Annotated in this window: 15 protein-coding genes; 9 read left to right on the top strand and 6 right to left on the bottom strand. The window is 72.1% G+C overall.

Going from position 1 to position 14,359, the window contains the following annotated elements:
• Positions 1-4: 4 nt before the first annotated feature.
• The 3 genes from ACRDSK_RS00910 to ACRDSK_RS00900 are packed head-to-tail and all read right to left on the bottom strand — an operon-like array spanning position 5 to position 1,654.
• Positions 5-322 (bottom strand): transcriptional regulator, encoded by a 318-nt coding sequence (locus ACRDSK_RS00910; RefSeq protein ID WP_431437894.1) that lies wholly within the window; start codon positions 320-322, stop codon positions 5-7.
• Complete coding sequence (locus tag ACRDSK_RS00905; protein WP_431437893.1) at positions 319-717, bottom strand: VOC family protein; 399 nt, start codon at positions 715-717, stop codon at positions 319-321. Before ACRDSK_RS00905 ends, ACRDSK_RS00910 begins: the two co-directional genes overlap by 4 nt.
• 43 nt (positions 718-760) lie before the next feature.
• Positions 761-1,654: a LysR family transcriptional regulator gene (locus tag ACRDSK_RS00900; RefSeq protein ID WP_431437892.1), complete on the bottom strand. Its 894-nt coding sequence runs from the start codon at positions 1,652-1,654 to the stop codon at positions 761-763.
• A gap of 69 nt (positions 1,655-1,723) precedes the next feature.
• Between ACRDSK_RS00900 and ACRDSK_RS00895 the strand changes: the two genes are divergently transcribed.
• Together ACRDSK_RS00895 and ACRDSK_RS00890 are read left to right on the top strand one after the other, a co-directional pair.
• Positions 1,724-2,443, top strand: coding sequence for an SDR family NAD(P)-dependent oxidoreductase (locus tag ACRDSK_RS00895; protein ID WP_431437891.1), 720 nt, complete (start codon positions 1,724-1,726; stop codon positions 2,441-2,443).
• Positions 2,444-2,644: 201 nt separating this feature from the next.
• A complete protein-coding gene (locus ACRDSK_RS00890) occupies positions 2,645-5,389 on the top strand; it encodes a hypothetical protein (RefSeq protein ID WP_431437890.1) in 2,745 nt (914 codons plus the stop codon).
• 94 nt (positions 5,390-5,483) lie between these two features.
• Here ACRDSK_RS00890 and ACRDSK_RS00885 read toward each other — a convergent pair whose 3' ends face one another.
• Positions 5,484-5,963: a hypothetical protein gene (locus ACRDSK_RS00885; protein ID WP_431437888.1), complete on the bottom strand. Its 480-nt coding sequence runs from the start codon at positions 5,961-5,963 to the stop codon at positions 5,484-5,486.
• Between the two features lie 57 nt (positions 5,964-6,020).
• On the opposite strand from ACRDSK_RS00885, the gene ACRDSK_RS00880 reads away from it, so the two are divergent.
• The 6 genes from ACRDSK_RS00880 (at position 6,021) to ACRDSK_RS00855 (ending at position 11,597) form a co-directional block, all read left to right on the top strand.
• Positions 6,021-6,941 carry a hypothetical protein gene (locus ACRDSK_RS00880; RefSeq protein WP_431437887.1) on the top strand — a complete coding sequence of 307 codons (921 nt, stop codon included), beginning with the start codon at positions 6,021-6,023 and terminating at the stop codon, positions 6,939-6,941.
• Positions 6,942-7,036: 95 nt separating this feature from the next.
• Positions 7,037-8,212 carry a PQQ-dependent sugar dehydrogenase gene (locus tag ACRDSK_RS00875; RefSeq protein ID WP_431437885.1) on the top strand — a complete coding sequence of 392 codons (1,176 nt, stop codon included), beginning with the start codon at positions 7,037-7,039 and terminating at the stop codon, positions 8,210-8,212.
• Positions 8,213-8,327: 115 nt separating this feature from the next.
• Positions 8,328-8,750, top strand: a complete 423-nt coding sequence (locus tag ACRDSK_RS00870; protein ID WP_431437915.1) for a VOC family protein — start codon at positions 8,328-8,330, stop codon at positions 8,748-8,750.
• An 82-nt stretch (positions 8,751-8,832) separates the two neighbouring features.
• Positions 8,833-9,240, top strand: a complete 408-nt coding sequence (locus tag ACRDSK_RS00865; RefSeq protein ID WP_431437884.1) for a YciI family protein — start codon at positions 8,833-8,835, stop codon at positions 9,238-9,240.
• A gap of 8 nt (positions 9,241-9,248) precedes the next feature.
• Complete coding sequence (locus tag ACRDSK_RS00860) at positions 9,249-10,394, top strand: RNA polymerase sigma factor (RefSeq protein WP_431437914.1); 1,146 nt, start codon at positions 9,249-9,251, stop codon at positions 10,392-10,394.
• 72 nt (positions 10,395-10,466) lie between these two features.
• On the top strand, positions 10,467-11,597 hold the full coding sequence (locus tag ACRDSK_RS00855) for a DnaJ domain-containing protein (protein WP_431437883.1): 1,131 nt from the start codon (positions 10,467-10,469) through the stop codon (positions 11,595-11,597).
• A gap of 17 nt (positions 11,598-11,614) precedes the next feature.
• Here the strand turns inward: ACRDSK_RS00855 and ACRDSK_RS00850 are convergent, their stop codons facing one another.
• Complete coding sequence (locus ACRDSK_RS00850) at positions 11,615-12,280, bottom strand: TetR/AcrR family transcriptional regulator (RefSeq protein ID WP_431437882.1); 666 nt, start codon at positions 12,278-12,280, stop codon at positions 11,615-11,617.
• A gap of 149 nt (positions 12,281-12,429) precedes the next feature.
• Between ACRDSK_RS00850 and ACRDSK_RS00845 the strand changes: the two genes are divergently transcribed.
• Positions 12,430-13,404: an NAD(P)-dependent alcohol dehydrogenase gene (locus ACRDSK_RS00845; RefSeq protein ID WP_431437913.1), complete on the top strand. Its 975-nt coding sequence runs from the start codon at positions 12,430-12,432 to the stop codon at positions 13,402-13,404.
• Between the two features lie 21 nt (positions 13,405-13,425).
• Here the strand turns inward: ACRDSK_RS00845 and ACRDSK_RS00840 are convergent, their stop codons facing one another.
• Entirely contained in the window at positions 13,426-14,313 is an 888-nt protein-coding gene (locus ACRDSK_RS00840; RefSeq protein ID WP_431437881.1) for a crotonase/enoyl-CoA hydratase family protein, read from the bottom strand.
• Between the last annotated feature and the right edge of the window lie 46 nt (positions 14,314-14,359).

Genomic DNA, 14,359 nt, shown 5'->3' with positions numbered 1-14,359 from the left:
GGCGTCAATCCTCGCCGCGGATCCGGTTCGCCAGCCGGGTCATCGTGTCGAGGTAGGCGAGGAAGGCGTCCCGGCCGGCGGTGGTGAGCGTGACGCGGGTGGTGCTGGCCCGGCCGGTCCCGCGCTTGTCGACCGTGACGTAGCCCGCGTCGGCGAGCTTGCGCAGGTGACTGGCGAGGTTGCCGTCGGTGGTGTCGAGCCGGCGTCGGAGCTCGGGGAACCCCGTGCGGCCCGCGGTCGAGAGGTAGGCGAGCACGCGCAGCCGCACCGGGCTGTGCACGACCTCGTCGAGCGGACCGAGCTCGCTGTCCGCCGTGGTCACGCGCGCCGCTCGGCGAAGGCGAGCAGATAGCCGTCCGGGTCGGCGATCCCGAACTCGTACAGTCCGTACGGCATGAGCTCCGGACCCCACAGGAACTCGACCTTGCCGCGCCACTCCTGCGCCAGCTCGTCCACGCTCTCCGGGAAGAGGTAGATCGTGCCCGACATCGTGGGAGAGGCGGGCGTGCCGTGCGGCGGCTCGGTGTGGAAGAACAGGTAGTGCCCGTCGCGTTCGAACCCCCGGCGGCCGGCGCCGACCGACTCGGCCGTGAAGCCGAGACGGACGTAGAACGCCTCGGTCCGGGCCAGGTCGCCGGACAGCAGTGCGGGCACGACGCGGCTACGACGGCCCGCTTCGGCCAGGGCGAGGAGCTGGCTGAGCTCGTTGTCCGTCATGGGACACGACGCTAGTCCATAAACTTTGTGCAGCGAAGTTTGGCTACGCGGCGATCGGGCCGGCGACTCGGGTGGCGACGCGGACGAAGTCGCGCAGCAGGGTGTTGCGCGAGCCGGCCGACCAGGCGATGGCGAGCTCGTACGGGCTCGCGTCACGCATCGGGCGGTAGGCCACGTCCGCGCGTTGCTGGGTGCGGGCAAGCGACTCCGGCACCAGCGCCACGGCCTGGCCGAGCGCCGCCACCTCCAACAGTTGCGCGCTGTCGTGGATGACCGGGCCGGCCGGGCGGTCGATGCCGGGCACCGTGTCGCGGCCGGACCAGAAGTCCGTCTCCTCGGGAGTCGCGTCCTCGAACATCGGCACCGGCTCGCCCGCCAGGTCGGCGACCGACAGGTCGGCGAGTGCGGCGAGCGGATGCGTGGCGGCGAACGCGGCCAGCCGCGCCTCGTGCACCAGTGGCTCACTGTCCAAACCGGACTCACCCCACGGCGAGCCGACGACGGCGAGGTCCGCCTGCCCGGTGCGGACCAGCCCGACCTGTTCGCCGAAGCCGCTGACCAAGATCTCCACCGGCACGGCACCCGGCGTCGCCCGGTACGCCTCGACGATCGTGGTGAGCAGCGCCGACGCCGCGCCCGGCTTGCCGGTGACCACCAACCCCGGCCGGCCCGCGGCCCGACGGGTGCGGTGCGCCGCGGCGGTCACCGCGTCGAGCACCCGCTCCGCCTCGGCGAGCAGCGTCTCGCCCGCGGCCGTCAGAACGATGCCGCGGTTGTCCCGGTCGAGCAGTCGCACGCCCAACCGGCGCTCCAGCCGCGCGATGGCGCGGGACAACGGTGGCTGAGCCATGCCGAGCGCCTCTGCCGCGCGGGACAGGCTTCCCTCGGCCGCGACCGCCCGGAAGTACCGCAGCTCACGCACCTCCAGATCGGCCATACCTCCAGGGTATACCGCCCCACCTGGCCGGTTCTTCCGAACGTGGCCGGCCGGCGGTGCACTGGGCACATGACGAACCAGGCACGCACCGCGCTCGTGACGGGAGCCAACAAGGGAATCGGCAAGGAGATCGCCCGCCGGCTCGCCGCCACCGGCATGACCGTGGCGCTCGGTGCCCGCGACGAGGAGCGGGGCCGGGCGGCCGCGGCGGAGGTCGGCGGGCGGTTCGTCCGGCTCGACGTCACCGACCAGATGTCGGTGGACGCCGCACTGGAGGCCGTGGGCGAGCTGGACGTGCTGGTGAACAACGCGGGAATCGCCGTCGAGTGGGGCGTGGAGCCGGAGGAGATCGGCGCGTACGAGGTGCGGCGCACGTACGAGGTGAACGTGTTCGGTGTGGTGACGGTGACCAGGGCGGCGATCCCGCAGCTGCGGCCCGGCGCGCGGGTGGTGAACATGTCGAGTCCACTGGGCTCGCTGGCGCTGCTGTCCGACCCGGACAGCCCAGAGCACTTCCACCGGCTGCTGGCCTACAACTCGTCCAAGGCGGCACTCAACGCGCTCACCGTCATGTACGCGAACCTGTTGCGTCCCAAGGGAATCCTGGTCAACGCGGTCAGCCCGGGACTGGTCGGGACCGACCTGAACGGTTACCGCCCGGGCGTGAACGGCGTGCGGACCGTCGAGGAGGGTGCCCGGGCGCCGGTTCGCGCCGCGCTGTTCGGCCCGGACGGCCCGACCGGCCGGTTCCTCGCCGACGGCCCCGCGGCCGACAGCATCCCCTGGTGACCGTCGCGCGGAATTAGGAATGTTCCGCCGAAGGTCCGTTGACCTGGTCGATTACGCCTCCATAACATCCTGTGCAACGGTGACTACCTAACGACGTACCGGGATTTCGCGTCGGCTGTTGGCACCGACGCAGTGCCCGACGACTTCCTGATCCAGCCGGTCCGGGGGACCTGTCGTGTCCGAGCATGGAGGGACCTCTCGATGAACGCCAACCGAGGCGCCGACAACGTCAACCAGGCGTGGCTGGACCAGTTCGCCAGCCAGATGTTGGCGGAACCCGGCCCGGCCGAGGACATCAGGCCGCCCGGCGGAGTTGCCTGCGACCACCGCGGTTCGAACGTCGCCGTGGTCGACGCGGAGCCGCCGAACCGCCGCCAGCGCCGGTACCTGTCCAAGCGGGCGGCGGCAGCCGCCGGTGTGGCGCTCGCGGCCAGCGTGGCGGCCCCGTTGTTCGGGGCGGCTGCCCAGGCCGCGGCCCAGCCGCTGGAGACCGACCGCGCCCCGCTGCCCAAGGGTTACCAGCTGGCCGGCGACCGGAGCTCCACGGTCGCGCAGGTCCCGGCCGTCGCACCCGCCCGGCCGCAGACGCGGAATCCCTCAGCACAGGGCGCGACGAGCGTTCCCGACATCGCCTACTCCGAGCAGCAGGTCGAGGCGATGCGGGACGTGCTCTCCAAGGCGGAGGCGCCGGGCTACGTCAGCCAGTACTCGGCGCAGGCGCTGCGCGCCACGTCGTTGCCGGCCGAGACGCGCCGGACGCTGGACAGGGCCGCGATCGACGCGCAGATGGGCCAGTCCTTCCTGAACGACCAGTACAACAAGGATGTCCGGGCCGGCTTCCGCGACCAGTTCAGCCGGAACATCGACGGCATCCACAGCGCGCGGTCGACGCAGGAACAGGACGCCGCGATCGCGGCGTTCAACCAGACCGCCGCCGCGTACAACGCCACCGAGCTGGCCGAGCGGGACGCATTCGGCGGCCACCCGATCAGCGCACAGGGAGAGCTCGTCCGGGCGGTGCCGACGACCCTGCCGGGCCCGGTGCCGACGAGCGACTTCGACCTCAGCGGGACGCCGACGAACACCGGTCAGCTCGCCCCGAACGCGGCCCCGGCGAGCAACGGCCCGATCGTCGCCAACACGCTGCCGGCCAACAGCGGCCAGGTCACGGCGCCGGCGGACAGTGGTCAGCTCACGGCGCCGGCCGGCGCCAGCCAGCAGGCCCCGGTCGCGACGGACCAGCAGGCGCCCGCGGCGGACCAGCAGGCCCCTTCGGCGGGTCAGCAGGTGACTCCCCTGGACCAGCAGGTTCAGTCAGCGGAGGTCGCCTCCCAGACCGGCGCGTTGGCCGCGCGGACCACGCCCGGAACCCCGAACTTCAACACCCCGCTCGGCAGCACCAAGGTCGAGGGCAGCGTGTTCGAGGGGAGCACGCAGGGCTCGACCGACCTCGGCGGCGGCGTCACGGCCAACGGCGGGCTCGAGGGCAGGGCTCTCGGCGGCGAGCTGTCCGCCAACGCGAGCGTCAACAACAGCGGGCTCAACGCGTCGGCCGCCGCCCGGGCCTACCTCGGTGAGGTGTCCGGACAGGGCTCGTTGCAGGCCGGTCCCGCCGAGCTCGGGGTCTCCGGGAGGGCGTCGCTCGGCGCCGAAGGAGGGTTGAAGGGCACGCTCGGGACCAACGGGTTGGACCTGGGTGCGAACGCGTTCATCGGCGCGAGGGCTCGCGGCGAAGGGCACGCCGACGTCGGCGGCCTGCGGGCGGGCGTCTCGGGCGAGCTCCAGGCCGGCTTCGGCTTCGAGGGTCGCGCGACGATCGGCCGGACCCCGGACGGCAAGTTCACCATCGGTGCCGACGCCGGGTTGGCCATCGGAGTCGGCGGCAAGGCCGGCTTCAACGTCACGGTGGATCCGGTCAAGGTCTACCAGACCGTGCGCGACGCGGCGTACTCGCTGAACCCGTTCGGCCCGGCCACGCCGAACGCCCAGCAGCCACCGGCCCAGCAGCCGCCGACTGCCGAGCAGCCACAGGCTCCGGCGGACCAGCAGGCTCCGGCCGACCAGCAGCAGGCCCCGGCCGACCAGGCGCCTGCGGACCAGGCACCGGCCGATCAGGCTCCGGCCGACCAGGCACCCGCAGACCAGGCTCCGGCCGACCAGGCACCCGCAGACCAGGCGCCCGCGGATCAAGCACCCGCCGACCAGGCTCCGGCCGACCAAGCACCCGCCGATCAAGCACCGGCCGACCAAGCACCCGCCGATCAAGCACCGGCCGACCAAGCACCCGCCGACGAAGCACCGGCCGACCAAGCACCCGCGGACCAGGCACCCGCCGATCAAGCCCCGGCCGACCAGGCACCTGCGGACCAGGCTCCGGCAGACCAGGCGTCGGCGGACCAGACCGGGGATGGAGGCGCGTCCCGCGGTATCAACGGTGACGGTGGCAACGGTTCCGACACCATCAGCGGCTCCGAGGGCTCGGACAATCTGGGCGAGTCCGGTGGCTCGGACGGCCTCGACGGTTCGGCTGACTCCGGCTCCGGCAACATCAGCGGCGACCTGGGTGACGGTGGCAACTCCGGCGACACCGGCAGCGGCGACTTCAGCGGCGGCGGTGGCGACTTCGGCGGTGGCGGTGGCGACTTCGGCGGTGGCGGCGCCAGCGGTGACTTCAGTGGCGGTGGTGGCGACTCCGGTGGCGGCGGCGCCAGCGGCGACTTCAGTGGCGGTGGCGACACCGGCGGTGGGGACTTCAGCGGCGGCGGCGGAGACTTTGGCGGCGGGGGCGCCAGCGGCGACTTCAGCGGTGGCGGAGACACCGGCGGCGGAGACTTTGGCGGCGGCGGCGGAGACTTCGGCGGCGGCGGTGGCGGAGACTTCGGCGGCGGCGGTGGCGGAGACTTCGGCGGCGGAGGAGGCGACTTCGGCGGTGGCGGCGGTTTCTGATCATCGCCCCTGACACGGCGACTAAGGGCTCGGCGGCCGACATGGCCGCCGAGCCCTTCCGTCCACTATGGACTAAGGCGAGGTGCGCGCCGCGCTACGAGGCGGCGGGCCGGACCGTCTGCACGAACCGCTGGAAGTCGGCGAGGACGTCGTCGAGCTGGTTGGGCTTGCAGGTCAGCACCAGCTCGAGCACCGCGCGCCGACGCGGGTCGTGGACGTCGTTCATCGACAGGTAGACCTGGCACTGCACGAGCCGCTGGCCCGGGCCCATCTCGATGTCCACCACCTGGGTGATGCCCGGCGCGTCGCCCGGGCCGACCTCCGCGCGATCGCGGGCGTGCACCGACACGGCGACGTTCTCGAGGCGGCGCAACGACTCGTCGGCGATCGTCGCCATCGGCAGCGCCGGGTCGCGCAGCTCACCCGCGATCGTGATGTTCGCGGTGAACCCGTTCGTCGACGCCGGATGCAACGCCACGAACGCGACCCCGGGCGCGCCGACCTCGTCCGGCGGGGCCGGGTGCCAGCCGTCCGGCAGGGTGAACTCGATGCGTACAGGCAGCTCGGTGACCATCGCGCACACCCTACCGCCGCTTCCGGTGCGTTCGGCGCACCTGGCACAGTCGACTCCGTGCCATCGGATGATCTGCCGGACTGGTTGCCGGCCTGGTGTCTGGACCAGCTGGGTAGCGAGCCCGCCGACGTGCTGTTCCGGATCCAGCGGATCTCGATGGTGATCGGTCTGCGGTTGGCCGACGGCTCGGACGTCGTGGTCAAGGCCCGCCCCGACGACGGTCGGGCCACCTCCTGCGTCGCGGCGCAGGCCCGGTTGGCCGAGCGCGGGTTTCCGTGCGCCCGGCCGCTCACGCCGGTGGTCGAGGTGGGCTCGCTGGCCGTCCATGCCGAACAGTCCCGAACCGGCGGCGACATGTTGCCCGGGGACTCGCCGGACGTGGCCGTGCACTACGCGGAGGTGTTCGCCCGGCTGATGGCCGAGCTGGCCGACGTGACCGTCGCGCCGCCGCTGCCGAACCCACGCTGGGTGCGTTGGGACCACACGGATCCCGGGCTGTGGCCGGCGATCGACTTCCTCGACGAACGGGACCAGAGCGCCGTGCCCGCGTACGTCGTCGAGACGGCCGAGCGGGCCCGCGGGCGGCTGCTGGCCGCCGGCCTGCCGTGCGTACTGGGCTACTCCGACTACGAGGCACAGAACCTCCGCTGGCACGGCCGGCGGATCTGGGCGGTGCACGACTGGGACGGCCTGGCGTGGCAACCGGAGGCGGCGCTGGCGGGCGCGGCGAGTGGGACGTTCGCCAAGGTCGGACCGCCCGCGCTGCCGCCGGTCGAGAGCTCCGAGGCGTTCCTGGCGGCCTATCAGGACCTTCGAGGCCGCTCGTTCACGGCCGCGGAGCAGGAGATCGCGTGGGCGGCCAGCCTGTGGCCGGCGGCGCACGACGTCCGGTGGGAAGCACTGCACGGCACCACGCCACCGCCCGCCGACCCGCTCCGGCCACAAGCGGCCGAACGCCTCCGCCGGGCGAACGCCTAGGCCCGGCGACGAAGAGTCGGCGGATGACTACCTGCCGCGCCCTCGGAGTGGTTCAATGAGTTGTCTAGACCATTGACCGCGAGGGAGACCCCGGCATGCTCCGACGACGAAGTCGCCATCTCATCGCACCGATCGTGGCCGTCGCGACGGCCACGGCCATCGCAGGCCCCGCCAACGCGGATGGCCGGGATGTTCCGCTGGAACAGCTGCGGGTCACCACCACCGAGGTGGCCGCGGACCTGTCCCGCCCCACCGCGGTCGTGGGACTGCCCGACGGCAGGATGCTGGTCACCGAGAAGCCCGGCCGCATTCGTTCGTACGACCCGACGTCCGGCCTCGCGCCGACCCCCGTGCTCGACATCACCGACCGGGTGAACGAGACCGACGCCGAGCGCGGCCTGCTCGGGCTGGCCCTGGCACCGGACTTCGCCTACAGCGACACCGTCTACGTCGTCTACACGCGCGAGCCCGACGCGGCCGTGACCCTGTCGCGGGTCACGCTCACCACGGGCGCCGAGGAGGTGCTGCTCACCCAGGAGCACGCGGAGTTCGGCAACCACAACGGCGGACATGTCACGTTCGGCCCGGACGGCTTCCTGTACCTGGGCATCGGCGACGGCGGCAGCGGCGGCGACCCGCTCGGCAGCGGACAGAACCGGAACACGTTGCTGGGCAAGATACTGCGCATCGACGTGAGCCGGGCCTGTGACCCGCTCCCCTACTGCGTACCGCCGGACAACCCGTTCGTCGGCGTCGCGGACACGCGGCCGGAGATCTGGGCGTGGGGCCTGCGCAACCCGTGGAAGTTCGCGTTCGACGAGGCCGACCGGTCACTGTGGATCGCCGACGTCGGGCAGGGCCGCTACGAGGAGGTCGACCACATCGGCCCGAGCGATGGTGGCGAGAACTTCGGCTGGTCGTGCATGGAGGGTCCGATCGTCTTCGACGAGACCCGCTGCGACGAGGCCGCCGAGTACACGGCCCCGGTGTTCCACTACCGCTCGGGCGTCGAGGGCTGCGCGGTGATCGGCGGGCTCGTGTACCGCGGGCAGGAGTTCGCCGAGCTGGCGGCGGGCACGTACATCGCGGCCGACTTCTGCGCCATGACCGCGTACGGGCTGCGCGCCAACGGCGACGGCACCCACAGCGCCGCCCCGATCGGCACCTTCCCCGAGTACGTCAACGCGTTCGGCGCGGACCGCGACGGCGAGCTGTACCTGGTGACCGACCTCCCGGGCAAGCTGTACCGGGTCGGCTTCACCACGGCCTGACGCGCACGCTGTGGCACAGGTCACAGTCGGCCGTGTCGAAGTGCCGCGCACAGCTCCGTCCCCGGGGTGTCCTGTCACGATCCGAAGAGGGAGAACTCCAGTGACGATCCTAGGGATGGAACACGTCGGCGTCGTCGTCGACGACCTCGCGGCCGCGGTGGCGTTCTTCGTCGAGCTCGGGCTCGAGCTGGAGGGCGAGGCGACGGTCGAGGGCCGCGTGGTGGATCTCATCAACGGGCTCGAAGGCGTCCGGTCGGACATCGCGATGATGCGGGTCCCGGACACCCGAACACGCCTCGAGCTGTGCAGGTACCACGCGCCGTCGGGTCCGGCCGGCGACCCACACGCGCCGGCGAACACGCCCGGCATCCGGCACCTCCTGTTCGCGGTGGACGACCTCCACGACGTCCTCGACCGACTGCGGCCGCACGGCGCCGAGCTGGTGGGCGAGCTGGTCCGGTACGAGGACAGCTACTGGCTCTGCTACGTCCGCGGCCCCGCGGGGATCATCGTCGAACTGGCGGAAACGATCTCGTGAGGTGATGTCGAGAACCCGCGGCCGGCTCCGTCCCCGCGGTGAACGCGACCAGAATGGGTCGAACCAGATCTAGGAGAAGACGATGCCCAAGTACCTGCTGCTCAAGCACTACCGCGGCGCGCCGGCGGCGGCCAACGACGTGCCGATGGAACAGTGGACGCCGGAAGAGATCACGGCGCACGTGCAGTACATGCGCGACTTCGCGACCCGGCTGGAGGAGACCGGCGAGTTCGTCGAGCACCAGGCGCTGTCCCCCGAGGGCACGTTCGTCCGGTTCGACGGCGAGGGTCGCCCGCCGGTCACCGACGGCCCGTTCGCCGAGACGAAGGATCTCATCGCCGGCTGGACGATCATCGACGTCGACAGCTACGAGCGGGCAGTGGAGCTGGCCGGCGAGCTGTCCGCGGCGCCGGGCGCGGGCGGGAAGCCGATCCACGAGTGGCTCGAGCTGCGCCCGTTCTACGGCTCGCCGCCCATCATCATGGAGTGACGTCCCAGATGGACGAGGCCCTGCTCCGGAGCCTCACGCCGAACGTGCTCGGCATCCTCTGCCGCCGCGGAGCCGACTTCGCGGCGGCGGAGGATGCCGTGCAGGACGCGCTGGTCGAGGCGGTCCGCACCTGGCCGGCCGACCCGCCACGCGACCCGAAGGGCTGGCTGGTCACCGTGGCCTGGCGCCGGTTCCTCGACGCGACCCGCGCGGACGGCGCGCGCCGCCGCCGGGAGGACCTCGTCGACGAGGAGCCGGCGCCCGGGCCCACGCCGGACGCCGACGAGACCCTTCAGCTGTACTTCCTGTGCGCCCACCCGTCGCTGACGCCGTCGTCCGCGGTCGCGCTCACGCTGCGCGCCGTCGGCGGGCTGACCACCCGCCAGATCGCCCAGGCCTACCTGGTGCCGGAGGCGACCATGGCGCAGCGCATCAGCCGGGCCAAGCGGACCGTCTCGGGCGTGCGGCTCGACCAGCCCGGCGACGTCGCCACCGTGCTGCGCGTCCTCTACCTGGTGTTCAACGAGGGCTACTCCGGCGACGTCGACCTCGCCGCCGAGGCCATCCGGCTCACCCGCCAGCTCGCCGCGGCGATCGACCACCCCGAGGTGGCCGGGTTGCTCGCCCTGATGCTGCTGCACCACGCCCGGCGCGCCACCCGCACCACGCCCGACGGCAGCCTGGTGCCGCTCGCCGAGCAGGACCGCGGCCGCTGGGACACCGAGTCGATCGCCGAGGGGGTCGAGATCCTGCAGGCGGCGCTGGTCCGCGACCGACTGGGCGAGTTCCAGGCCCAGGCCGCCATCGCGGCGCTGCACGCCGACGCGCAGACCGCCGAGGAGACCGACTGGGTGCAGATCGTCGAGTGGTACGACGAGCTCGCCCGGCTGACCGACAGCCCGGTCGTCCGGCTCAACCGCGCGGTCGCCGTCGGCGAGGCCGACGGACCGCGCGCCGGGCTGGCCGCGCTCGCGGCGCTGGACGACTCGCTCCCCCGCCACACTGCGGTGGCCGCCTACCTCCACGAACGCGACGGCGACCTCGCGACGGCGGCACGGCTCTACGCCGAGGCCGCCCACCACGCCGCCAACCTGGCCGAGCGCGACCACCTCACCCGACAAGCCGCCCGGCTCAACACCCACCGGCGTCGCTAGACGGGCGGACGACGCACGAACGGGTCGGGCGCATAACCTGTCCCGCGCGACAGGCGGAAGACGGGCGGTGCGGTGCGCGGGGTCGACTACTACGAGCTCCTCGGGGTGGCTCGCAACGCGTCCGCCGCCCAGATCAGGTCGGCGTACCGGTCGCTCGCCAAGGTGATGCACCCCGACGCGGGCGGCACGGCGGGGACGTTCCGACTCCTGCGCGAGGCGTACGAGACCCTGACCGACCCCGAACGCCGCGACGAGTACGACGACGGCGGACACGACGACCAGCACGACCGCGACCAGCACGACCGCGACAGGCACAACGGCAGGTACGACACCGGCGCGGACGAGCCGCCCCGGCGAGCCGCGCGGCGCCGGGAGGACCCCGCCTTCACCCCTACGCTGCCCACCCTCTCCACCGACGCGATCGCGTGGTGGGACGAGGTGCGCGCGACGGATCGGACCGCGCTGCTCCCGCCCGCCCGGCCCGACCGCGCCGTGGTGCTGGCCGCGGCGGGTGGCTGGGTCGTGCTGCTCCTGGTGCAGGTGCTGGTCTCCCCGCCGGTCACGGTGCTGGTCGTGTGGTGGCTGCTGCTCGCCGGTTCGGCCGCGGCCCTTGTGGTCCTCGCCCGGCGGCACCTCGCGGCCAGCAGGGTCGACCGGGAGTTCACCGCGGAGTTCGGCACCCGGGTGGTGTTCGGCGGCCCGGGCGCCGAGGTGGACGAGGTGGCCGAGCGACTCACCGCGGAGCTGCTCGACCGGTACCTGGCACGCATCCCCGGGGTCCGGATCTTCCACGGACTGGCGGCGGAGACCGGCTCCGTGTTCGCCGACATCGACCACGCGGTGCTGTGCGGCCGCCGGCTGGTGCTGGTCGAGTCGAAGCTGTGGCTGCCCGGCCACTACGACGTCGACGACGAGGGCGACCTGCTGCGCAACGGCCACCGGTTCCGCGGCGGCGCGGCCCGGCTGCCGGACTGGATCGACGCGTACCGCACCCGGTTTCCGGGTCTCGAGCTCCGCGGCGTGCTGCTGCTCCATCCCCGCCGCGCGGGCGAGATCACGGTGGGCGACGACCCGAGCGAGGTCCCGTCGATGACGCCGGAGCGGTTCGTCCACGAGGTCGGCGGCTGGCTCGCGGCCGAACAGTGCACAGTGGACCGTGACGCCTTCCGAAACCTGCTCCGCCTGGTGATCTCACCCGACTGACAGTCCTGGTTCGTCGGTCAGCTCGTGCGGAGCGCTCGTTCGAGACCGTCGAGGATGAGGTCCAGTCCGTACTCGAACTCGTCGCCGTAGTCGTACCCGGGCTGCAGGACGTGCTCGACGGCGATCTCGGTGAGGTGGGGATACTCGCCGGAGGCGAACCTCGCCATGATCGCCTGGGTCACCTTCGCCATGTCGTCTCCGGCTTCGAAGGGAAGGCTCGGCTCCTGGATCGCGAAGCCGTAGATGTAGCTGTCCAGGACGGAGTAGGCGTGCGCGGCCAACGGGACCGAGAACCCCGCCGCCCGCAGGATGCCGAGCACGGCGTCGTGGTGGCGCAGTGTCGCGGCGCCGGGCGTGGTGCGGGACTCCATGCGACCGACCGCCCAGCGATGCCGCGACATGGCCGCGCGGGCCGAGATCGCCCGTGCGCGCATGGCCGGGCGCCAGGCGGTGCCGTCGGCGGGTAGGTCGATCTCGCCGAAGACGATGTCGATCATGCCGTCGACCAGGTCGCCCTTGTTGGCCACGTGCCGGTACAGCGACATCGCCTCGACACCCAGCTCCACGCCCAGCTTGCGCATGGTGAGCGACTCGATCCCACTCGCGTCCGCCAGGGCCACCGCGGCACGCAGTACCCGGTCCCGGTTCAAACGGCCTCGACGCTGCGCGCCCGGGTCGGTCATCCGCCTACTCCCGCCTTCGTCACCTTGACTTGCTTACAGTGTAAGCGTACCTTACGACGTAAGCTTACAACGTAAGGGAGTGAGAGAGAATGGGTACCGAGCAGAGCAGCAGACCGGCGGCGGCACCACCCGCGGCCGAGGCGCAGACGATGCGCGCGATCGTCCAGGACGAGTACGGCGAGGCCCTGGACGTCCTGCGGCTCGCCGAGATCGGCCGGCCCGAGATCGCCGACGACGAGGTGCTGGTGCGGGTGCACGCGGCCGGCGTGGACCGCGGCGTCTGGCACATCATGGCCGGCCTCCCCTACCCGCTTCGGCTGGCGGGCTACGGGGTTCGGACACCCAAGACACGCGTCCGAGGCGCGGAGTTCGCCGGGCGCGTCGAGGCCGTCGGCAACGACGTGACAGCCGTGCGGCCGGGTGACGACGTGTACGGCATCGCCGAGGGCAGCTTCGCCGAGTACGCCGTCGTCAAGCAGCACAAGATCGCCCCGAAGCCGAAGAACCTCAGCTACGAACAGGCCGCCGCCGCCCCCATCTCCGCTCTCACCGCCCTACAGGGCCTTCGCGACAGCGGGCGAGTACAGGCTGGACAGCACGTCCTGGTCATCGGCGCGTCCGGCGGCGTGGGGACGTTCGCCGTGCAGATCGCCAAGGCCTTCGGCGCGGAGGTCACCGGTGTGTGCCGGACAGCCAAGCTGGACCTCGTCCGGTCCCTCGGCGCCGACCATGTCATCGACTACACGCGCGAGGACATCACCTCTCGAGGGCAACGCTACGACGTCATCCTCGACATCGGCGGGCACCGCTCGTTGACCCACCTTCGGCGCGCCCTCACGCCCCACGGCACGTTGGTCATCGTCGGGTCGGAGACCGGTGGCCGGTGGCTCGGCGGCTTCGACCGCTCCCTCCGGGCGCCCGTGCTGTCGCTGTTCGTCGGCCAGAACCTACGCATGCTCGCCAGCTCGGAGAACGCGCGCGACCTGGTCGCGCTCACCGAGCTCGTCGAGTCCGGCACCGTCACGCCGGCCGTCGAGCGGACCTTTCCGCTGAGCGAGACTCCCGCGGCCATCCAGCACATGGTCGAGGGTCACGCCCACGGAAAGATCGTCATCACGGTGTGACACCCGCGGCCCGAGCCGAGGTCAGGGTTCGATGACGTGGCCGGGGTCGGGCTTGCCGTCGGCCGGGGCCTGGCTGTAGTCGCCGAACGGGCCGTCGCGGCGGGCGACCGCGGCGCGGACGCCGTCGGTCTCGGCCAGCTCGATGAACCGGTGGGCGTCGGGGGTGTTGCGCATGAGGCCGTCCAGGATCGGACCGAGGGTCTGCGTGGAGGCCAGGCCCATGTTGTCGTAGGCCTGGTTGACGATCAGCTTCATCGCCGCCAGCTGGGAGGCCGGGATGCTGGCCAGTCGGGTGGCCGTGGCGGCGACCTCGGCCTCGAGCTCCTCGAACGGCACGGCCTTGTTGATCAGTCCGATGTCGGCGGCCTCGGCGCCGCTGAGCGGTTTGCCGGTGAGCGCGTACTCCTTCGCCCGGGTCAGGCCGAGCCGGTAGATCCACATGCCGGACAGGTAGGCGCCCCACATCCGCGAGTACGGCGTGCCGATCTGGGCGTCGTCGGCCGCGATGACGAGGTCGGCGCACAGCGCGGTGTCGCTGCCGCCGCCGACGCACCAGCCGTGCACCTGGGCGATCACCGGCTTGGGGCACCGCCACATCGACATGAACCGCTGGGTCGGCCCGAAGCCGAAGGCGCCCTGGAAGTCCTTGCCCGGGTCCCATTTGCCGTCGGTGGTGAAGACGTCGTCCCAGTGGTGGAACCCGTCGCCGAAGTCGTAGCCGGCGCAGAACGCCCGACCGGCGCCGCGCACGACGATCACCTTCACCGAGCTGTCGTTCACCGCGCTGGTGATGGCGTTCTCGAACTCCTCCGGCATCGGCGGCACGATCGTGTTCAGCTGGTCCGGCCGGTTCAGCGTGATCGTCGCTACCGGGCTCGTCACGTCGAGGAGGATCGTTTCGTAGGCCATGGTCACCTTTTAGCCATCCGACGGCCCCGGTGCAACCGGCGTGTTG

Source organism: Actinophytocola sp., assembly GCF_050699915.1.
In the GTDB taxonomy this organism is placed as follows: domain Bacteria; phylum Actinomycetota; class Actinomycetes; order Mycobacteriales; family Pseudonocardiaceae; genus Actinophytocola.
Note: the sequence above shows the minus strand (reverse complement) of the source record. Positions and strands in the feature narration are given on the sequence as shown.

What these genes read in the sequence shown, in the direction of transcription:
- ACRDSK_RS00905 (WP_431437893.1), bottom strand. Translation starts at nt 717, where the DNA reads ATGACGGACAACGAGCTCAGCCAGCTCCTCGCCCTGGCCGAAGCGGGC.
- ACRDSK_RS00900 (WP_431437892.1), bottom strand. Translation starts at nt 1,654, where the DNA reads ATGGCCGATCTGGAGGTGCGTGAGCTGCGGTACTTCCGGGCGGTCGCG.
- ACRDSK_RS00895 (WP_431437891.1), top strand. Translation starts at nt 1,724, where the DNA reads ATGACGAACCAGGCACGCACCGCGCTCGTGACGGGAGCCAACAAGGGA.
- ACRDSK_RS00890 (WP_431437890.1), top strand. Translation starts at nt 2,645, where the DNA reads ATGAACGCCAACCGAGGCGCCGACAACGTCAACCAGGCGTGGCTGGAC.
- ACRDSK_RS00885 (WP_431437888.1), bottom strand. Translation starts at nt 5,963, where the DNA reads ATGGTCACCGAGCTGCCTGTACGCATCGAGTTCACCCTGCCGGACGGC.
- ACRDSK_RS00875 (WP_431437885.1), top strand. Translation starts at nt 7,037, where the DNA reads ATGCTCCGACGACGAAGTCGCCATCTCATCGCACCGATCGTGGCCGTC.
- ACRDSK_RS00870 (WP_431437915.1), top strand. Translation starts at nt 8,328, where the DNA reads ATGGAACACGTCGGCGTCGTCGTCGACGACCTCGCGGCCGCGGTGGCG.
- ACRDSK_RS00865 (WP_431437884.1), top strand. Translation starts at nt 8,833, where the DNA reads ATGCCCAAGTACCTGCTGCTCAAGCACTACCGCGGCGCGCCGGCGGCG.
- ACRDSK_RS00860 (WP_431437914.1), top strand. Translation starts at nt 9,249, where the DNA reads ATGGACGAGGCCCTGCTCCGGAGCCTCACGCCGAACGTGCTCGGCATC.
- ACRDSK_RS00850 (WP_431437882.1), bottom strand. Translation starts at nt 12,280, where the DNA reads ATGACCGACCCGGGCGCGCAGCGTCGAGGCCGTTTGAACCGGGACCGG.
- ACRDSK_RS00845 (WP_431437913.1), top strand. Translation starts at nt 12,430, where the DNA reads ATGCGCGCGATCGTCCAGGACGAGTACGGCGAGGCCCTGGACGTCCTG.
- ACRDSK_RS00840 (WP_431437881.1), bottom strand. Translation starts at nt 14,313, where the DNA reads ATGGCCTACGAAACGATCCTCCTCGACGTGACGAGCCCGGTAGCGACG.